We start from the raw sequence: 19,469 nt of genomic DNA, 5'->3' as shown, positions 1-19,469 counted from the left end.
GCGGCGCCGCCGGGTGCCGACCCCGTGTCGGGCGGGCCGATCGCCCTCGTGAGTCGACCGGATCAGGGAACGCCGTCGCCTGGTGCGGTCCATGGTGCCCGCCTCAGGACGGGGGGCGGACGCGCAGGGCCAGGGCGGGGCACATGCGCACGGCCAGCTCGGCGTCGCCGACCAGGGTGTCGGGCAGCGGGAGGTCCGGCTCCTCCGGGTAGCCGTTGCGGTCCAGCCGGACCAGCTCAGGCAGCAGCTCCCCGCACAGCCCGTGCCCGTCGCAGCGCGACCAGTCCAGCAGCAGCCGGGCGTGCCGGTGGTCCGGCTCGCCGGTCAGCGGCAGCTCCCCCACGACCGGGCGCCCGCACCCCCCGGTGAGGGCGTGCGTGGACATGTCCTCGGCGAACACCGCCAGCGCACTGCGCGCGAACACCGCGCTGCCGTCCGGGTGCGCGCACGCGCCCTTGCCCTCGCCGACCCCGGCGGCGGTGAGGACGGCCTCGGGAGCGCCCTCGCCGCTGATCAGCGCGGTGAACGACTCGGCGAGGGCGGGCAGTCCGCGCAGACACGGGCCGCACTGGCCCGCGCTCTCGTCCGCCAGGTAGCGCAGGACCCGCGCGACCTCGCCCAGCGGGCAGGTCGTCCGGGGCAGCGGCAGGACGACGCCCGCGCCCAGGGTGCCGCCGACGTCGGCCATCTCCCGGCGCGACAGGTGCGCGCGGGCCACGACGTCGGGGGCCAGCCAGGCGCCGTGGTAGCCGCCGACGAGCACCGCCTGGCCCGGGGGCACCCCGCACGCGTGCAGGACCCGCGTCAGGGGCGTACCGGCGGGCGCCTCCACGATCGTGGACCCGCCGACCGTGAGCAGCACCGTGCCGGGCTGGTCGGGCGTGCCCACCTCCGCGTACTGGTCGGCCCCGCCCAGGGCCAGCAGCGCCACGTGCGCGTAGGTCTCGGCGTTGGACAGCAGGGTCGGCAGGCCCGCGACCCCGCTCTCGCTGGTGCGGCGCGGGTTGCCGGGCGGCACCGGGGCCCTGCCGTTGATGCCCTGGACGAGCGCGCCGGCCTGCCCGGACACGAACCGGTGGGGCATCCGCACCACGCGCAGGCCGATCGTGGAGCGGCGCTCGGCCACCGCGGCGCGCAGCGACTCCTGGAGCGGGTCGTCGGCGCCGCCGGCGGCCCGGTCGGCGACGCCCACCACCACCTCGCGCGCCCCGAGGGCCCGGGCCGCCAGTTCGGCGCCGTCGAGCACCAGGTGCGGCACGCGTTCGACGAGCATCGCGTCCTTCGCGCTGGCGGGCTCGCCCTCGGCCGCGTTGACCACGACCCGGGCGGAGGTCTGGCGGTGGTGGGCCGAGCGCTGCACGGCGCGCAGCTTGCGGGCGAAGGGGAACCCGGCGCCGCCCCGGCCGCGCAGACCGCCCAGCCCGGCGAGCGTGATGAGGTCGTCGGCGGCCAGGCGCGGCAGGGCGCCGTGCAGGCGCACGTGGGTCTCGTGGTCGATCCGTTCGTGGGCGTCCAGCCCCGTGGTCAGGCGGGGCGGACCGATGGTGACGGTGGTCATGGGCGTCCTCCGGGGCGCATGGACGACCAGAACTCCAGTTCGTCGTCGGCGGAGCCGTGCGGGGTGAGCAGTTCGGAGTCGGCGCGCGGGGCCTCCTGGTCGTCGAACTCGGGTCGCGAGGTCACCACCAGGCGCAGCACCAGTGCGGCGCAGACCGCCACCAGGCACAGCATGTAGGCGACGACGGCCCAGGCGGGCGCCGCGCGTCCGGCGGTCAGGCCGTGCACGAGGGCCAACGGCCAGCACAGGTAGGCGGCCAGGTGCGTGGCGCGCCACGTCCACGCGTGGGCGGCACCGGCGAACCGGCCCCGCAGCACGCCGGTGACGACGATGACCAGAAGCAGGTCGCTGGCGATGATCCCGCACGCCACGGCCGCGTCGACACCGAACGGAAGCAATGCGTTGCCGACGTTCAAACGGGTGAACGAGATCTGGAGTACGACGTGGGAAAAGAGGAATCCCACGGAAATCAGTGCGGCCGATCGGTGTGACGATTGGTGGATTATCCGCTGGCGCGGAGTGGTGAGGACGCGGTCAGTGGCGATAATGCCAAGAACCGTTGTCACGGTGAGGCCGACCAGGGAGAGCACACCGGAATACGTCCACAGCGCGTCCTGGGCGGCGCGCATCACCGAGAGGCTTCCCGGCACGATCAGTGCCAGGACGGTGTTCGCCACCACCGCTCCGACCAGGAGTGATATCCACATCCATGAGTGTGTGCGGCGCGGTGACCGGTCGCCGACCGGGCGGCCGCGAGCGTTGCGGGTGAGGGAGTTCCGGCCGGGTCCCCGGCGTTTTCCGAACATACTGTCCACCCCTCGTCAAACGCCGGACGGGAGGGTTCCGCGCGGCGCTGCGAAATTGGTAGGAGGTTTACGACTGGGGATCGTAGCGGCCGAAGATAGCACCGGTCGGGCGTTCCCGTCAGGCGTTCTGGACGGTTCTCTCGGATGTGCGGTGTTGTCAAGGCCTCGGCAGGATTTTTTTCCGGATCGAATCCCCAGTTCAGCGGTGCCGTCCGGTTCCGAGTTCCAGATTCTGGCATCCGTGAATCCACCGAAAGGTCCATACTGGCCAATCTCCGGGCGATCACGTTCGGATAAATACGAGCGGTAACATCCTGATGGGAGAGGTCTGTGCACACTGAGGCGAAGAGCGCCGCTGCGCTCGGCCTGACCACGTTCCTGCTGGTCACTGGCTGTTCCACCGACGACTCGACCCCCGACCCCGCCGGCGTCGCCGACCCCGAGGAACCTCCGGCCGACTACGGCGAATCCGCCGACCCCGAGGAGGACACGGCCGAGGAGGGCGGCGGCGCCGCCACCCTGGACACGGTGGCGAACGAGCAGTTCGGCGACGTGCTGACCGACCGCGACGGCAACGTCCTCTACCTCTTCACCGACGACGGCCCCGGCACCTCCTCGTGCTTCGACGAGTGCGCCGAGAACTGGCCGCCCCTGCGCGCCGATGCCGAGGACGCCGCCGTCAGCGCGGGGGGCGCGGCCACGGCCGACCTCGTCGGCACGATCGAGCGCGACGACGGCGCGCCGCAGCTGACCTACGCCGAGTGGCCCCTGTACACCTACACCGGAGACGCCGCCCCCGGCGACGTCAACGGCCAGGGCGTGGGAGGGGCCTGGTACGTCGTCAGCCCCGCCGGACAGATGATCACCGCCGCCCAGGACGAGGCAGGCGAGCCCGAGGACGCCGGTGACAGCGGCTCCGACGGCTCCGCCGACGGCGGTGGTTCCGGCGGCGGCTACGGCGGGGGCGGCGGCTATGGCGACTACCGGTCGATGCCGTCCGCACGCGTGACGACCCCGGACGCCCCCGCTCCGTCCGGGATCTGATCGCGATGGCTCTCCGGAGCACGTCCCGTCCGGACGAGGGGACCGACCGCACCGGCGCCGAGTCCGGCACCGCCGTCCGGCGGCTGCGCCGGCGCTCACCCCGCTCGATCGAGCTGGTCGGGGTCGCGGGCTTCCTGGTGGTGGCCGCGCTGACCGTGTTCATGATCGCGCCCAACGGCACCACGAGCGTGTCGGGCGTGTTCTGGAACGACTGGGTGAGCACCGAGTTCGGCCCGCTCGGACCGGCCGACGTCGACGCGCTGGTCAAGGTGCGCCAGGCCGGGCTGTGGGAGATCCCGGTCGGCCAGCAGGCCCAGGACCGGGCCCAACTCGACAGGGTCCGCGAGGTCGGCGCGATCCTGGCCGAGGACCACATCCTCATGGACGAGCAGCTGCGCGGCGTCGCCGCCCAGCTCGACGTGCGGCTGCCGAGCACGCCCAACCCGGACCAGCAGCGCTGGATGGACGAACTGTCCGGGCTGTCCGGGGCGGGGTTCGACCGGGTCTTCGCCAACAGGCTGCGCTTCGCGCACGGCGAGGTCCTCGCGGTCCTGGCCGAGGTCCGCGCCGGCACCCGCAACGAGCTGGTCAGGTCCTTCTGCCAGCACGGCATGCTCATGGTGCTCAGGCACATCACGCTGCTGGAGAGCACCGGCCTGGTCGAGTACGAGGAGCTGCCCGAGCCCCGTCCGCCGGAGCGGCGCCCCCTGAACTGACGCCACGGAACCGGAGCCGCCGAACCACAACCGCCGAACCGGACCTGTGGAGCCGGGGCCAGGCAACAGCGTCCGGGGAACCGGGCGCGGGGGGATCCGGATCCCGGCCCGCCCAACCGACGCGGCCGACCGACCCCGGGGCCGAGCCGGGGCGGGCCCGACCGGCACCAGACCATCTCCCCACCCCCACAGGGGTACCGGAGGGGCGCCCGGCGCCCCCGGCCCTCGACGCGCCGGGCCCCTCCGGTTCCCCGCCCGCCTCCGGCGAACCTCCGGCCCCCGGCATGCCCGCAAGGCCGGAACCGACGGGCCGTCCCGCTTCCGAGTGCCGCCGACCCGTCCCCCGCCCACGTCACCCCGGACCCCCGAGTTCCGACCCGCTGACGCGCGGCGCCGCCGGTGCCGTGTGCCCGAACACCCGAGGAGAGACGAAAGATGAACGCACGACCACGACCACCAGGAACCGAGAACCGCCGCACACGCGTGCTCGTCGGAGCCGCCGCGGCCCTGCTCCTCGTCGCGGGAGCGCTGACGGTGGTCCTCACCGACGTCGGCCCCTCCTCCGACGAGCAACTCGTGGGAGCCGGCCACGGATTCGGCGGCAGGCACGATCACTACGGGAACCAGGACGACCCCGAAGGCGGTGACGCCGGAGACGGCGGCGCCGGCGGGGGCGACCAGGGCGGGGGCGACCACGGCGGCGGCGCCCACGGCGGCCACGGGGACGGCGCCGAAGCCGTCGGCCCCTTCGAGGAGGACTTCGCCGACATCGAGCAGGCCCCGCCGCGGGAGGACGGGCCCGAGCCCGGCCCCGAGGCGTCCACGGGCAGCTTCACCGTCGACTGCGGGGTCAACGAGAACGGCGTGTTCAACTCCGAGAACGTCATCGTCGCCCCCGGCGTGCCGCACGGCGCCCAGCACACGCACGACTACGTCGGCAACCAGAACGTCCAGAACTTCACCGACGACGTCCTGGCCAACAACGAGCTCCTCGCCCAGGGCGAGACCACCTGCCCCGACGGAGACCTGTCGATGCACTACTGGCCGGTGCTGCGGGACATCACGCGCGAGGGCGCTGACGCGGACGAGTCCGGCGGAGGGCTGGACGGCAACATCGGAGAGATCCTCACCGCCTCCTCCGCGACCATCGAGTTCCTCGGCAACCCGCGGGGACCGGTCACCGAGATGCCGGAGTTCCTCCAGATCATCACCGGCAACGCCCGCGCCAACACGGCGGAGGGCGCCAACGCCAGGGCCCAGTGGACGTGCACGGGCTTCGAGGACCGGGCCTTCCCCGACCGGTATCCGCTGTGCCCGGAGGGCAGCGACGTCGTGCGGATCTTCGACTTCCCGAGCTGTTGGGACGGTGAGAACTTCGAGAGCCCCGACAACCGGACGCACATCGTCTTCCCCGAGGAGGACGGCGGCTGCCAGGACGGGTTCACCGCGGTGCCGCTCCTGCGCCAGACGCTGGTCTACGAGGTCCCGGACGGGCCCTCCTTCGCGGTGGACGGCTTCCCCGAGGAGGAGCACGCGCCGATCACCGACCACTCCGACCACATCAACGTCATGCCGCGTGAACTCATGGCGGAACTGGTCGACTGCGTGAACACCGGCCGGGACTGCTGACCCGTCCCCGCCCGGGTCCCAGGCGCGCGCCGTCCACGCGCGCCTGGGACGACCCGGGCGGATCTGGACGACAGGGGCGGGACGTCCACGGAATGGTCTAGTGATTCACCCCGGCGGCCGGTGCCTGTCGTGTGACGAACAGCACCGGCCGTTGGTGCTGGTGGGGCACCTGCCCGTGGTGCAGGGCAAACCCGCGATGAGCAGTGACTCGGCCCGTGCGTCGGGCGGTGGCTCACACACGTGGCCGGATCGGCGGATTCCCCTGCTGTGCTGGGGAATCCGATGCCTGCACAGTACTGATATAGACCATTGGCCTATACCAATTGGTCACCGCTGGTCATCGTCGTTCATGATGCGAGGGATCTCGACTTTCGTAAGAGGAGCGGCTGTGACTGACGTGGGTATCGATGTGGGAGTAGCACCGACCAGCCATGAGGAACTGATCTCCTGGGTTCGCGAGGTCGCCGAGCTCACTCAGCCCGACGAGGTCGTGTGGTGTGACGGCTCGGACGAGGAGTGGACGCGCCTGACCGACCAGCTGGTCGCGCAGGGCACCTTCACCCGGCTCAACCCGGAGAAACGGCCCAACAGCTTCTACTGCACGTCCGACCCCAGCGACGTCGCCCGTGTCGAGGACCGCACCTACATCTGCTCGGAGCGGGAGGTGGACGCGGGCCCGACCAACAACTGGATCGCCCCCGACGAGATGCGCGCCACCTTCGGCGAGGTCTTCAAGGGCGCCATGCGCGGCCGCACCATGTACGTCGTCCCGTTCTGCATGGGTCCGCTCGGCGGCGACATCTCCCAGCTCGGTGTCGAGATCACCGACTCCGCCTACGTCGTCGTGTCCATGCGCATCATGGCCCGCATGGGCGCGCCCGCGCTCCGCCTGATCGAGGAGCGCGGCGAGTTCGTCCGCGCCGTCCACTCCGTGGGCGCCCCGCTGGAGCCCGGCCAGCAGGACGTGCCCTGGCCCTGCAACTCCACCAAGTACATCTCCCACTTCCCGGAGACGCGCGAGATCTGGTCCTACGGCTCCGGCTACGGCGGCAACGCCCTGCTGGGCAAGAAGTGCTACGCGCTGCGCATCGCCTCGGTGATGGCCCGGGACGAGGGCTGGCTGGCCGAGCACATGCTGATCCTCAAGGTCACCTCGCCCGAGGGCGCCTCGCACTACGTCGCGGCGGCCTTCCCCAGCGCCTGCGGCAAGACCAACCTGGCCATGCTCCAGCCGACCATCCCGGGGTGGAAGGTCGAGACGGTCGGCGACGACATCGCCTGGATGCGCTTCGACTCCGAGGGGCAGCTGCGCGCGATCAACCCCGAGGCCGGCTTCTTCGGCGTCGCGCCCGGCACCGGCGCGAAGACCAACGCCAACGCGGTCGAGACGCTGTGGGGCAACAGCATCTTCACCAACGTCGCCCTCACCGACGACGGCGACGTGTGGTGGGAGGGCCTCACCGAGGAGCCGCCCGCGCACCTGACCGACTGGAAGGGCCGCTCCTGGACGCCGGACTCCCCGGAGCCCGCCGCCCACCCGAACTCGCGGTTCACCACCCCGGCCGGCCAGGCGCCCACCATCGCCGACGAGTGGGAGGACCCGGCGGGCGTGCCGATCTCGGCCATCCTCTTCGGCGGGCGCCGCGCCACCGCCGTCCCGCTGGTCACCGAGTCCCTGAGCTGGCAGCACGGCGTGTACCTGGGCGCGAACGTCTCCTCGGAGAAGACCGCCGCCGCCGAGGGCACCGTCGGCGAGCTGCGCCGCGACCCGTTCGCCATGCTGCCCTTCTGCGGCTACAACATGGGCGACTACTTCGCGCACTGGGTGCGGATCGGCCAGCAGGCCGACCAGGCCAAGCTGCCGAAGATCTTCTACGTCAACTGGTTCAAGAAGGACGCCGACGGCCGCTTCGTGTGGCCCGGCTTCGGTGAGAACAGCCGCGTCATCAAGTGGATCGTGGAGCGCCTGGAGGGGCGGGCCGACGCGGTCCCCACCCCGATCGGCAACGTCCCGGCCGCCGACGCGATCGACACCGAGGGACTGGACCTGTCCACGCGGGATCTGGAGTTCCTGCTGGAGGTCGACCGCGAGATCTGGAAGCAGGAGGCCGCCCTGGTCCCCGAGTTCTTCAAGACCTTCGGCGACCAGCTGCCCAGCGAACTCTGGGACGAGTACCACGCTCTGCTGGACCGTCTCGGCCAGTAGGACCTTCCACGCCGGTCCTCCCCTTCCGTGCAGGGGACCGGCCGACGGGGGCGCGGGCACCAGGTGCCCGCGCCCCCGCGCGTGTCCGGGGCGCTCAGGCGGTGGCCGGGGTGCGGGAGCCCAGGCGGGCGAACACCACGTGGGCGGCGGCTCCGGCCAGCGCGCCCAGGAGCCAGGCGTAGCCGGACAGGCCGGAGAGCGCGGGCACCCACACGGTCGCCACCGAGAACACCGAGGCCAGCACGAACGCCGCCAGGGCGCGCAGGTTCCAGCCGCGGGTGTAGTGGTAGGCGCCGTCCGGCGAGGTCGAGTAGAGGTCGCTGACCACCATGCGCCGACGGCGGATCAGGTAGTAGTCGGCGACGATGATGCCGTAGAGCGGAGCCAGGACCGCGCCCAGGGTGTCGACGAACGCGGCGATCCCGATCTGTTCGATGAAGCCCACCCACAGGCCGCCGATGACGAAGGCGACCGCGGCGGTGATGAGCCCTCCGGTGCGCGCGCTGATCCTGGACGGCGCCAGGTTGGCCAGGCCGTAGGCGGGCGGCACGAAGTTGGCGACCACGTTGATGCCGACCGTGGCCACGAAGAAGGTCAGCGAGGCGACCACGGTCAGCCAGATGTTGTCCACCCGCTCCACGATGTCGGCCGGGTTGGTCAGCGCCTCGCCGTGCAGCACCGCGGTCCCGGCGGTGATGAACAGCGCCAGGAACGAGAACAGCGCCAGGCTCACCGGCAGCCCCAGCAGGTTGCCCCGGCGCATCGCCTTCTCGGTGCGCACGAACCGGGAGAAGTCGCCGTAGTTGATGACCACGGCCGCGAAGTAGGCCACCATCGTGCCGACGATCGCCGAGAACGCCGCCACCGGGCCGCCCTCGTAGTCGCCGCCGCCCGCGAACACCTCGCCCAACTCGGTGAACAGCCCGTTGCCGGCCTGCGCCCAGATGACCGCCAGCAGCACGAACATGACGATGTACACGGCCGGTCCGGCCCAGTTGAGGAAGGTGCCGATCCAGGCGATGCCGCGGATGAACAGCGCCACCTGGAACACCGCGACGACCGTGTACGACACCCACCCGACCAGGGACATGCCCAGGAACGCGGTCTCCGGTCCCGGTCCGAACAGGGCGGTGATCAGCAGCGCGATCGCGGTCGAGGCGAGGTAGGTCTGCGCCCCGAACCAGAAGATCGCCACCACGCCCCGAACGAGGGTGGGGAACTGGGAGCCGTGGACGCCCAGGCTCGCGCGGGCCATCACCGCGAACGGGATCCCGTACCGCACGCTCGGCCGGCCGACGAGGTTGACCAGGGCCATGACGATCACCCCGGAGAGCACGATCGCCGCGAACACCGACCACCCGTTCAGCCCGTAGGAGATGAACAGGGTGGCCGCCAGCGTGTAGCCGAACAGGCTCTGGATGTCGTTGGACCAGACGTTGAAGATCTCGAAGGCGCCCCACCCCCGCTTCGCCGCGGGCAGGGGGGCCAGGTCGTCGTTGTACAGGGACGGGTCCGGGTCATGGACGTCCAGGGACTCGGCGGGCAGCGGCTCCCGCGGGGCGGTGTCGGGTTTCATGGCGGTGCTCCAGTGGAGGGGAGGGATCGGTGGGGCGGGGCGGATGTGCCCGCGGAGGGTGAGGGCGGATGTGCCCGCGAGAGGTGAGGGCGGGCGGATGTGCCCGCGAAGGGTGGTGCGGGACGGGTGCCTCGCGCCGGGTGGCGCGGGGTCAGATGTCCTCCCGCGCGGTGGCGCGGTCGGCCAGTTCGTCGGTCGGCACGAGGTCGAAACCGCCGGTGCCGGGGTCGTGCACCCAGCTGCGCCCGGTGCTCGTGGCCAGGAAGTCGTCCGGGCCGGACGGCGAGAGCTCCCGCTGCGGGAAGCGCGGCAGGATCCACACCCGCATGAGCACGAGGTAGACCGCGAAGGCGATCGGGAAGCCGATGACGTAGGCGTAGTCCAGGGCGAAGAGGGCGGCGGCGGACGCCGTGCCCCAGGCGATCAGGGCCGCCGGGTTGACGCCCCGGACGTAGCGGTACTGGCCGTCGGAGCGGAACAGGTGCGGCACGTTCAGGCGGCGCCGCCGGATGACGTAGAAGTCGGCGATCATGATCCCGGCGATCGCCGCGATGAAGCCGCCGTAGTAGCTGAGGAACGTGAAGAGGTTGTCCAGCAGCAGCCACGGCATCACGGCGGTGGCCACCACGCCGGCCATGACCACGCCGTACCGGTAGGACAGCCACGGGGCCAGGGCGTTGACGAAGTTCAGCGCCGCCGGGACGACGTTGGCCGCGGTGTTGGTCGACCACTGGGCCAGCACGATCATCACGAGCAGGATCCCGAGCACGAAGCCCGTGCTCTCGCCCTGGATGACGTCGATGGGGTTCCAGTTCCCGGTGACGATGACCGAGACCGCGCCGATGAACGCGATCCACATCTGCATCACCGGCAGCACGATGAACTGCGCGATGAGGATGTTGCGGTTGCGGCGCAGGAAGCGGCGCTCACCGGACGGCGCGGCCACGAACCGGGTGATGTTGGGGATGTCGACCGAGACCGGCGCCCACACCGCCATGTTGACGATGAACAGCGCCGCGAGCGAGGTGTCGCCGCTGCCCGCGAACGTCCAGATGTTGGCGCCCTCCAGCTCGGCGATGCCGTCGAGCGTGAAGTACATCCACAGGGAGATGGCCAGGATGCAGGGCGCGGCGACGGCGGCCAGGCGCTCGATCGCCTTGATGCCCAGGGCCACGTTGACCACCTGGACCACCAGGAACACCGCGTACCAGAGCGGCCACGAGCTGAACCCGGTCCAGTACTCCACGAGCCCGTTGATGGCCAGCGCGCCCAGGTAGGTCTGGATGCCGAACCAGCAGGCGGCGACGATCCCGCGCGAGACGGACGGCAGGTGGGTGCCGATGGTGCCGAACGGTGCCCGCAGGTAGACGGCGAAGGACAGGCCGTGCTCGGTGCCGATGTCGGCGGTGAGGGTCATGACGACGGCGAGGGTCATCGTGGCGGTGAGGACGATGGCCATGACCACGGGCAGGGTGACTCCGCCCTCGACGCCGTTGGCGCCGTACTGGAAGGTCACGATGACCACGGCCAGGCCGACCCAGATCCAGATGAACCCCCACAGCCCGATGGGGCGCTGGGTCAGCCAGGTGGGCAGGATCGACTCTTCGAGGAGGTGGTCGGCCGGGCGGTCGGCCGATCGCGGAGGAACGGACGGCTGTTCCATGGGGGGATGACTCCTTCGCTCTGCTCAGGGCAGGTCGAGCGCGGCGCCCCGGCGGGGCGGGGGCGCGGACGGTGCGGTGGCGGCCGTGACGGCCGAGGCTGCGGTGGTTGATTCGGCTGTGGCTGTGGTGGCCGTGGTTTCGGGGGCGGTGGATGTGGGTGTCGTCGGCACGGCACCGGGACGGATCGGCCAGCCGGTCACGGCTTTGGGACGGGGCCGGGCGTAGGTGCGGATCTTGCTGGTGGTCAGGCCGAGGCGGACGAGGGACTCGGCCAGGGGGACCGCCGCGGTGACACCGTCGATGACGGGGACGTCCGTGGCGGCGCGGACGGCCTCGTCCAGCCCGGCCATGCCGGCACAGCCGAGGCAGACGACCTCGGCGCCGTCCTCCCGGACGGCGGCTCCGGCCTGGGCGGCGATGGCGGCGGTGGCGGCGGCGCGGTCGCGTTCGATGTCCAGGACGCCGAGACCGCTGGAGCGGACGGAGGCGCAGCGGCCGTCGAGGCCGGCCAGCATCAGCCGGTCCTGGATCTGCGGGACGGTGCGGTCGAGGCTGGTCACCACGGAGTAGCGGCGGCCGACGAGGCAGGCCAGGTGCGCGGCGGCCTCGGTGATGTCGACGACGGGGACGTCGCACAGCTCCTGGAGCCCCTCGCGGCCGTGTTCGCCGAACCCGGCCTGGATGACGGCGTCGTAGGGCCCGTCGAAGGAGATGACGCGGTCCATCACGGCGACGGCGGAGAGGTAGCTCTCGAAGTTGCCCTCCACGGACTCCGGCCCGAAGAAGGGGGTGAGCGGCACGATCTCGGTGCCGGGCGCGGCCACCGAACGTGCCTGTCCGGCGATCACCTCGGTGACGGAGTCGGTGGTGTTGACGTTCACCAGCAGGATGCGCATCCTCGTCCTTCCGCGCTGCGGGGCCTGGGCCGTGGCGCTCGGTCGGGAGCACGCGGCCGGCCTGTCGTGGGAGTCCTGTGTCGTGGATCACTCCTCGGGTACACCGTAGGCTTGTGAAGCTATAACTTCAATATCCATAAAGCAATCACTTCACGGGGACGCTACGTAGACTTAACACCGCTATGACGAGCCCCTCTACAGACCACTCCGGCGCCGACCCCGACGAGCAACGGATCGGCGGTCGGATCCGCGCCCTGCGCAACGCGCGCGGACTCTCCCTGCGCGCGCTCGCCGACAGGCTGGACATCAGTGCCAGCGCGCTGTCCCAGATCGAACGCGGCAAGATGCGCCCGTCGGTGACGCGGCTTTACCAGATCATGTCCGAGCTGGGCGAACCCATGTCCGCGGTCTTCGCGGGCGAGGAGGAGGCGGTCCCGGGCGGGGCCGCCTCCACTGGGGGCGGCCCCGGGTGGAACGGCCCGCCCGTCGCGGAGGGATCGGCGGCGGCGCCGCCCTCGCGGGTGCTGTCCGACCACGTGGCGGTGACGCGGGCCGACGACGCGGCCGTGCTGGAACTCCACCACGGAGTGCGCTACCGGCGGCTCACGCCGGAGCAGGTCCCGGGCATGAGCTACTTCGAGTCGACCTATCCGCCGGGGGCCTTCTCCAGTCAGAACGCGGAGTACGTGCGCCACAGCGGCCACGAGATCGGCCTGGTGGTCAGCGGCGAGCTGGTCGTGGACACCGGCTTCGACACCCATCGGCTCGGCCCGGGCGACACCATCTCCTATCCCTCGACCACGCCGCACCGCATCTCCAACCAGTCCGACGTCCCCGCGGTCGCGATCTGGCTGAACCTGCCCTGACCGCCGTGGCTGGCGGGGCCCAGCCTTGGCGCAGGGTTCCGGGGAACGCGGGGGATGCCTGAAATGGAGTGCTCGCCCTCGGCGGACGTGGGCGCGGCGCCGGACGTGCGTCGGTACGTTCCACGACCGGCTCCGGGGCCTCGCTGTCGTCGGTGTTCACGCCCCCCACTGCCTTGACCGGACTAGGACGTGCGTCCTAGGATCTCGACTCGGACGCACGTCCCAGTCGATCGTGGGAAGGAGCGGCCGTGCCCGGTACGAGCACGCGTGACCGCATCATCGCGGCCGCCGACGACCTGTTCTACCGCCAGGGCTATGAACACACGTCGTTCGCCGACATCGCGGAGGCAGTGCGGATCTCGCGTGGGAACTTCTACCACCACTTCAAGTCCAAGGACGAGATCCTCGACGCCGTGATCGGGCTGCGCCTGGCCGATACCGCGTCGATGCTGCGGGAGTGGGAGAGCCGGGGAAGGCGTCCCGAGGACCGGATCGGGAGCTTCATCGACATCCTCATCGTCAACCTGGCCGACATCTCCCGCTACGGCTGCCCGGTCGGCACGCTGTCCGCCGAGCTGACCAAGCTCGACCACTCCGCGCGGAACGGGGCCAACCGGCTGTTCACGCTCTTCCGGAGCTGGTTGCGGCAACAGTTCGCGCAGATGGGCCGTACGGAGAACGCCGACGAGCTGGCGATGCACGTCCTGGCTCGCAGCCAGGGCGTGGCCACGCTGGCCGCCGCCCTCGACGACGAGGCGTTCGTCAAACGCGAGGTGGAACAGATGCACGACTGGCTGAGGTCGTGCGCCGACGAGTTCCCGGTCCGGAGCTGACCCGGGTGCGGGGACCGACGAGAGGAAGCGGATGTTCGTCGTACTGCTGGAGTTCACCGAGAAGCGGTCGCGGGCCGCGGAGTTCATGGACGGACACGGCGACTGGATCAGGCGCGGGTTCGATGACGGTGTGTTCTTGTTGGTCGGAGGGCTCAGGCCTGAGCGCGGTGGCGCAGTCGTGACTCACGGAGAGTCGCGAGAGGAGCTGGAGGCCAGGGTGAAGGACGATCCGTTCGTGGCCGAGGGCGTCGTCACCGCGACCATCCTCGACATCGCACCGGCCAGGGCCGACGAGCGGCTCGGCTTCCTGCTCGGCTGACCGTGCGGCACACGTACCGGCGTCCGCGCCCCGGGTCTGGGGGAACGGCGCACGTCCGGGCCATCGCCGGGACGGCCGGTGAGGCGGCGGCCGCGTCGGGGCGAGGGGACGAAGGCCCCGGTCCGGCCGGTTCACGGCGCGGCGGACACGGGGCGGCGGCCGGCCGAGGAGCCGGCCGGCCGCCTTCGGCGCGAGGTCAGGGCCGGTGGGTCGTGAGGCTGAGCAGGAACGCGGCCCAGGCGTCGGTGGGGTAGGGGATGTGTCCGAGGGCGCGGTGTCCGGTGTCCCGGACGAGAACGCTCGATCCCTCGGCCACCTCGACGCAACGGCCTTCCTGGGCGCTGTAACTGCTCTTGTGCCAGCGGGGCTCACGTGTGGTCATCGAGTTCTTCCTTGGCCTTCCTGATCAAATCCCGGCTCAAGCGGGGTGACAACGCCTCGGACTGCAGGATGCCGAAGAGCATGGCGCAGTGTTGCACCTGCATCATGTCATCCATGAACTGCTCGCCCTTCATGTGTTCGGCGGAAGCGACCATGGGCCGGTCGGGGAAGGCGTAGACGCAGAACGGACCCGAGCCGCCCGGGTGGCAGTCGGCGTCGTCCGGGATCACCTGCATCCGGAAGCGGCCCGCGTCGAGCAGCGCGAGGACGGTGTCGAGCTGGGCGCGCAGGACGTCGCGCCGGCCGCCGACCACGCGGCGGAGCACGTACTCCTCGACGACGATCGAGACGACCGGGGCCGGGTCCTTGTCGAGGTTGCGCCGGCGCTTGGCCCGGGCCTCGACCATCTGGTCGATCTCCTTCGCCGACCGCCAGGGACCGGTGTCCAGGAGCAGCGCCCGGGTGTACTCCTTGGTCTGGACCAGGCCGGGGAAGACCAGCGGCTGGTACTCGCGCAGCTCGGTCACATTGGCCTCAAGCTGCTCGACCTCCTCATAGGACTCCGGTAGTACCTCGGGCGAGTTGGCCCGCCCCCACGCGCGCAGCACGACACCGGAGGTGCCGAAGAGCTCGTCCAGCTCAGCGGCCTGCTGCTCCTGGAGCCCCCGCGTCCCGCGCTCCCAGGCCGAGACGGTCGACTGCACCACGCCCAGCTCCCGCGCCACCTGTCCCTGCGTCTTGCGCGCTCGCCTGCGGGCGGCCACGATCTCCCTGCCCAGCCGCCGCCAGGCGGGTTTGGTCTCTCGCTCCACGTAGCGCACTCCAACTCCGTGACATCGCCAATAGCGCCAATGCAAGACGACACGGCCACCGCATACCTCAGATAACGACCAACTGTGACTCTTTGGTGATGTTCGTGGTACGCGGGCCCAGAATCGGCCAGTGTGGTGTCCATCGACGAACACAGGGAGGTTCGCGTGGAAACTGTGCTCCGGGTGGAGGGGCGTCGCGGTGTGCCGGGGGCCGGGTGCGCGCGCCGGTCGGGTGAGGGGGACGCGTGACCGCCGCCGAACGGCTCCGGCCCCGGACGGTTCGTCGGGGGCGCGACCTGCTGACCACCCGGGAGGTGGCCGACCTGCTCCGCGTCCGGCCGGTGACCGTGGCCCTGTGGGCGCAGGCCGGGAAGGTGCCATCGGTGCCGACGGCGGACGGCGGTGTCGGCCACCCGCGCGACCAGGTGCTCGATCTGGTCGCGCGCGGCGGCGTCCTGGCCGAGGCGCTGTCCGCGCTGGAGGCAGTGCGCGAGCTGGCGCTCAGCATCGGGGCGGAGACCGAGGCGGCCGACATCGGCCGGCTGATCGCGACCCTTCGGCCCTGAACCGGTCGTGCGCCCGAACCTGGACCGGACCCGCGCCCGAACCCGAGTCGGCCCCGTGCCCGAATCTGGACCGGACCTGCGTCCGAAACCCGAGCCGGACCTGCGCCGAATCCGGGTCGGCCCTGTGCCGCACCTGAGTCGGCCCTGTGCCCGGCTCCTCCCATTCCTCCCCGCCCGCGCGTACGAGGGGCCGCGCGGGTGGGGAGCACGCACGGACCGGTCAGCGGCGGTGGGCCCGCGGCCCACCGGGGGTTCGGCGCCACGGGGAGCGGTGCGGCGCCTGCGCCCGCGATGCCACCCGCGGCCCGGCGGGCGCGGCGGCTCGGCGCGCGCGGAGGTCGCGGAGGTCGCGGAGGGCGTGCGGGGCCGTCCTTTCCCGGTTCTCTCTGCAGAGGAGTGCGCCCGGCGGAAGTTGAATGCGAAACATTCGCCGGGCACACCGCCGCGAACTGCGGAAATGGCGTACTCCTGCTTTTCTCTAGGGAAAATTCCGACCGCGTTCGCCGGGTGTTCGCATAATGATATCTAACTTACAGTGACGATGTCGTTTGTGTCTTGTCCTCCGGGGAATATCGGAAATGAAGAAGTCCGCGGGAGGAGCGGCCGTCCACCCCGGATGTACTCCCCTCTGACCTTGGTGGAGTTCATGGAAGACCACGTCACAGCCGCTGTCCGCCGTTCTCCGCTTCGCGGTCCCGCCCTGCGGCCGGGAGCCGGTCCCGGATTCGTAAACCCGCCCACCGCACCCGGATCATCCGCCCACTTCGGGTGCCCGAATGGCGTTTCCCGTGCCGTTGTCCCTCTCGGTGTGACGGCCGGGTCCGGGCTGGGAGGTTCGATTGTCTGACGCCCTGTGGGTGGTCGGGGACACCTGCCCCGCCGCCCGTCCCCACCCCGAGGCGCGCACGCTCGGGGACGTGCACCACGCCCTTTCCGTCGGAGAACTCCGGCGCGTGCGCCTCGTCCCCTCGCTCGGCGTGGGCCCACTCGACTGGGACCACCTCGCCGACCGGATCGCCGGGGCGGGCCTGGTCGGCTCGGTCACCCTGGCCGCACCGCCGCCCCAGCCCGTCGCGCGGGCCGAGGTCTCCGTGTCCGCCCAGGAGGACGTGGTCGTGGCCGCGCCCAGTGCCGACCACGGGACGGTCGAGTTCGCGCTCGCCATCGCGGAGGGCAACCGCATCATGCGCGACCACGCCGCGCGGGGCCGACGACTGCCCGGCCAACTCCTCGTCGAGGCGGCCCTGCAGGGGCTCACCTGGGCGGCCAGGGAGCTCTATCCGGCCGAGCGCGACCACCCGCCGCTCCAACCCGTCCTGTACGGCTTCGGATTCGAGTTCCAGCGGCCCCTGTTCTGGCTGCCGGTGACCGTGCGGCTCACGCTCTCGGAGATCGGCCCGCCCGACCCCCGGCGCAGACCGCTCAACGCCGAGATCGTCTACCTCCAACAGGAGCGCACGTGTGCGCGGGGGCATGTCGCCTTCCAGGCGTGTGATCCGCGCTCGGTCGAGGACACCGAGTCGGCCCAGTCCCGGACCGTGGGCGCCCCTCCGACGCGCGGTAGGCGGCGCACACCGGGGGAGGGGCCGTGACGGCACCGGCTGGACGTGACGGCTCCGGTCGGACGTGGAGGTGCCGGTCAGACGAGTCCGAGGCGGCGGAGGTCGTCCAGCAAGTGGTCCTCGGGATCCGGGCCGTCGGGATGGATCTCCGCGTACCCCGGGCCGATCACGTAGTGGTGGAAGAACGCCAGTGCGTCCGGGGTGACGACACGGCTGGCGTCGATCGCGTCGTCCATACCCGGAGGCTAAGGGGCGGGAGCGTCATGGGCGCGATTTCGTGCGGCCTTGTGTCCGGGCAGGTCAGGACATGTACGAAAAGTCGAAGAGGGGTGCGCGCCGTTTCCGGTGTCGTTTTGGTCTTTCCCCGGAAACGCCGCCCCGTTCCGTGCTACTGATGTTCCCGACCTGTGCCACGACCCCCTGGGAACACCATGCTGACGCTGTTCGTCATTCTCGCCGTCCTGGCCGTCATGGTCGGCGGCGCCGTCCTGGCCGCCCGGAGCTTCCGGATCGCCGACGACTTCTCCGGGGGAGCGGTCGGCATCATCATCGCGCCCTGTGTGCTGTCGCTGTACCTCGTGGCGGCGGCGATGGCCGTGGTGATCGGCTGGGAGGACTACAAGGCGGCCGAGGACGGCATGGCCGCCGAGGCCGCGGCCGCCCAGGAGCTCTACTGGAGCAGTACCGCCTTCCCCGAGGAGGAGGGCGACGCCGTGCGCGACCACCTGCGCACCTACCTCACCACGGTGGTCGAGGACGACTGGCCGCGGATGGAGGCCCGCGGCGAGCTGAGCGGCAAGGGCGACAACGACCTCGCGGCCCTGGCGGCGTCGGTGCGGGGTCTGTCGGTCTCCGACACCGGCGACGGACTGGACCGCCTGACCGCGCGCCAGGAGATCACCGAGCTCAGTGACGCCCGGGGGCAGCGGGCCAACGCCGCGGGCGACCAGATCCCGACGCTCCTGACGGTGATCGCGGTCGTGACCGCCGTGGTGGTCGCGGTGCTGCCGTTCGCGATGATCAAGCAGGGCGCCCGGGTGGCCTACTTCTGGGCGTCGGTGAACCTGGCGTTCGTGTTCGCCACGATCGCGCTCCTCTTCGCGCTGGGCACGCCCTACACGGGTGTGCTGGCCAACGACGCGGGCGGTCTGGAGGAGGCGATCGCGGGCTTCGACCGGGCCGACCTCGCCCTGGAGTCCAGGTAGGCCGGGCCCGCCCGTCCCGCCGTGGCGCGGGACGGGCGGGCGCCCTACACGCCCTAGCGGGAGGCGCGGGCGGCGGCGGCACGCCCGGCGCCGCAGGCGGCCCCGACGGCGACGATCGTGACGACCACCATCGTGCGCATCGGAGTGAACGCGCCCGGCGACTGCGCCTGGGCGGGCGCGGCGGTGTCCACGAGCAGTTCCTGGACGTCGGCCGCGGGCTCCGCGGGCCCGGGGGTCGGCTCGGCGGCCGGTTCCGTCTCCTGTTCCGGTCCCTCCTCGGGGGCCGCCTCGGCGCCGGGTTCCGGCGCCGCCCCGGGCACGGTGTCGGGCTCTGGCACGGGCGGCAGCACCTCCGCCGGATCGACGGGGGCCGCCGGGGGCGCCTCCCGTCCGGGCGGCGGCGGTGGCTCCCCCGGGATGACGGGCTCAGGCTCGGGTTCCGGCTCGGGCTCGGGCTCGGGCTCCGGCTCGGGCTCCGGTTCGGGCGGCGGAGCCGGAGGCGCGGGTTCAGGCGGCGGCGCCGGGCAGGCCGGTGCCTGCCCCGCGTGCACGACCACCCGCACGCCGCCCGCGCAGACCAGGACGTACTCGGGTGTGACGTCGACGTGCGCGTCCGGGGCGTCCACGCGCACACCGCCGGGACCGACGTCCACCCGGCCCGTGCCGTCGTCCACGTTCACTCCCGACGGACCGACGTCGACGGCGGGGGCGCCCCTCTGGGCGAACGCGGGTGCGGCACCGCAGGCGAGGACGAGCAGCCCGGCGGACAGCAGACAGGACAGCGCGGTGACAGGGGACCGGCGGTCGAGGGAGGTAGTCACACGGTGATC

At 71.6% G+C, this 19,469-nt stretch carries 19 protein-coding genes; 10 read left to right on the top strand and 9 right to left on the bottom strand.

The window, feature by feature from the left end:
• Positions 1-103 precede the first annotated feature (103 nt).
• Positions 104-1,558 carry an NADH-quinone oxidoreductase subunit NuoF family protein gene (locus ADL05_RS09935; protein ID WP_053616597.1) on the bottom strand — a complete coding sequence of 485 codons (1,455 nt, stop codon included), beginning with the start codon at positions 1,556-1,558 and terminating at the stop codon, positions 104-106.
• Positions 1,555-2,265 carry a hypothetical protein gene (locus tag ADL05_RS30460; protein ID WP_156365793.1) on the bottom strand — a complete coding sequence of 237 codons (711 nt, stop codon included), beginning with the start codon at positions 2,263-2,265 and terminating at the stop codon, positions 1,555-1,557. Before ADL05_RS30460 ends, ADL05_RS09935 begins: the two co-directional genes overlap by 4 nt.
• Before the next feature lie 429 nt (positions 2,266-2,694).
• On the opposite strand from ADL05_RS30460, the gene ADL05_RS09925 reads away from it, so the two are divergent.
• The 4 genes from ADL05_RS09925 to ADL05_RS09910 all read left to right on the top strand — a co-directional run bounded on the left by ADL05_RS09925 (position 2,695) and on the right by ADL05_RS09910 (position 7,959).
• Positions 2,695-3,408, top strand: coding sequence for a hypothetical protein (locus tag ADL05_RS09925; RefSeq protein ID WP_053616595.1), 714 nt, complete (start codon positions 2,695-2,697; stop codon positions 3,406-3,408).
• Positions 3,409-3,413: 5 nt separating this feature from the next.
• On the top strand, positions 3,414-4,124 hold the full coding sequence (locus tag ADL05_RS09920; protein WP_053616594.1) for a DUF4142 domain-containing protein: 711 nt from the start codon (positions 3,414-3,416) through the stop codon (positions 4,122-4,124).
• A gap of 435 nt (positions 4,125-4,559) precedes the next feature.
• Positions 4,560-5,753, top strand: coding sequence for a DUF1996 domain-containing protein (locus ADL05_RS09915; protein WP_082376241.1), 1,194 nt, complete (start codon positions 4,560-4,562; stop codon positions 5,751-5,753).
• Positions 5,754-6,105: 352 nt separating this feature from the next.
• Positions 6,106-7,959: a phosphoenolpyruvate carboxykinase (GTP) gene (locus ADL05_RS09910; protein ID WP_053616836.1), complete on the top strand. Its 1,854-nt coding sequence runs from the start codon at positions 6,106-6,108 to the stop codon at positions 7,957-7,959.
• 94 nt (positions 7,960-8,053) lie between these two features.
• Here the strand turns inward: ADL05_RS09910 and ADL05_RS09905 are convergent, their stop codons facing one another.
• The 3 genes from ADL05_RS09905 to ADL05_RS09895 form a co-directional block, all read right to left on the bottom strand.
• On the bottom strand, positions 8,054-9,535 hold the full coding sequence (locus ADL05_RS09905; protein ID WP_053616592.1) for an NCS1 family nucleobase:cation symporter-1: 1,482 nt from the start codon (positions 9,533-9,535) through the stop codon (positions 8,054-8,056).
• A gap of 151 nt (positions 9,536-9,686) precedes the next feature.
• Positions 9,687-11,198, bottom strand: coding sequence for an NCS1 family transporter (locus ADL05_RS09900; RefSeq protein WP_053616591.1), 1,512 nt, complete (start codon positions 11,196-11,198; stop codon positions 9,687-9,689).
• Positions 11,199-11,222: 24 nt separating this feature from the next.
• Positions 11,223-12,095 carry an aspartate/glutamate racemase family protein gene (locus ADL05_RS09895; protein ID WP_231640683.1) on the bottom strand — a complete coding sequence of 291 codons (873 nt, stop codon included), beginning with the start codon at positions 12,093-12,095 and terminating at the stop codon, positions 11,223-11,225.
• A 182-nt stretch (positions 12,096-12,277) separates the two neighbouring features.
• Between ADL05_RS09895 and ADL05_RS09890 the strand changes: the two genes are divergently transcribed.
• From ADL05_RS09890 to ADL05_RS09880, 3 genes are all read left to right on the top strand, one after another.
• Positions 12,278-12,961 carry a helix-turn-helix domain-containing protein gene (locus ADL05_RS09890; RefSeq protein WP_053616590.1) on the top strand — a complete coding sequence of 228 codons (684 nt, stop codon included), beginning with the start codon at positions 12,278-12,280 and terminating at the stop codon, positions 12,959-12,961.
• A 248-nt stretch (positions 12,962-13,209) separates the two neighbouring features.
• Entirely contained in the window at positions 13,210-13,794 is a 585-nt protein-coding gene (locus tag ADL05_RS09885; RefSeq protein WP_053616589.1) for a TetR/AcrR family transcriptional regulator, read from the top strand.
• A gap of 31 nt (positions 13,795-13,825) precedes the next feature.
• Positions 13,826-14,113: a YciI family protein gene (locus ADL05_RS09880; RefSeq protein ID WP_053616588.1), complete on the top strand. Its 288-nt coding sequence runs from the start codon at positions 13,826-13,828 to the stop codon at positions 14,111-14,113.
• 196 nt (positions 14,114-14,309) lie between these two features.
• Here the strand turns inward: ADL05_RS09880 and ADL05_RS09875 are convergent, their stop codons facing one another.
• Positions 14,310-14,495: a DUF397 domain-containing protein gene (locus ADL05_RS09875; RefSeq protein ID WP_053616587.1), complete on the bottom strand. Its 186-nt coding sequence runs from the start codon at positions 14,493-14,495 to the stop codon at positions 14,310-14,312.
• A complete protein-coding gene (locus ADL05_RS09870) occupies positions 14,482-15,306 on the bottom strand; it encodes a helix-turn-helix transcriptional regulator (RefSeq protein ID WP_053616835.1) in 825 nt (274 codons plus the stop codon). The genes ADL05_RS09875 and ADL05_RS09870 overlap by 14 nt, the downstream gene beginning before the upstream one ends.
• A gap of 245 nt (positions 15,307-15,551) precedes the next feature.
• Here ADL05_RS09870 and ADL05_RS31705 point away from each other — a divergent pair, with 245 nt between their 5' ends.
• Positions 15,552-15,872: a hypothetical protein gene (locus ADL05_RS31705; RefSeq protein ID WP_053616586.1), complete on the top strand. Its 321-nt coding sequence runs from the start codon at positions 15,552-15,554 to the stop codon at positions 15,870-15,872.
• 839 nt (positions 15,873-16,711) lie between these two features.
• Entirely contained in the window at positions 16,712-17,464 is a 753-nt protein-coding gene (locus ADL05_RS09860; RefSeq protein ID WP_053616585.1) for an AfsA-related hotdog domain-containing protein, read from the top strand.
• Positions 17,465-17,511: 47 nt separating this feature from the next.
• Here ADL05_RS09860 and ADL05_RS30455 read toward each other — a convergent pair whose 3' ends face one another.
• Complete coding sequence (locus ADL05_RS30455; RefSeq protein WP_156365792.1) at positions 17,512-17,670, bottom strand: hypothetical protein; 159 nt, start codon at positions 17,668-17,670, stop codon at positions 17,512-17,514.
• A 195-nt stretch (positions 17,671-17,865) separates the two neighbouring features.
• On the opposite strand from ADL05_RS30455, the gene ADL05_RS09855 reads away from it, so the two are divergent.
• Complete coding sequence (locus ADL05_RS09855; protein ID WP_053616584.1) at positions 17,866-18,639, top strand: DUF4239 domain-containing protein; 774 nt, start codon at positions 17,866-17,868, stop codon at positions 18,637-18,639.
• Between the two features lie 53 nt (positions 18,640-18,692).
• Here ADL05_RS09855 and ADL05_RS31070 read toward each other — a convergent pair whose 3' ends face one another.
• Positions 18,693-19,460: a hypothetical protein gene (locus ADL05_RS31070; protein ID WP_053616583.1), complete on the bottom strand. Its 768-nt coding sequence runs from the start codon at positions 19,458-19,460 to the stop codon at positions 18,693-18,695.
• Positions 19,461-19,469: the final 9 nt, after the last annotated feature.

It is taken from the genome of Nocardiopsis sp. NRRL B-16309 (assembly GCF_001279585.1).
Taxonomy (GTDB): domain Bacteria; phylum Actinomycetota; class Actinomycetes; order Streptosporangiales; family Streptosporangiaceae; genus Nocardiopsis.
This window is presented reverse-complemented; position numbering and strand designations above follow the sequence as displayed.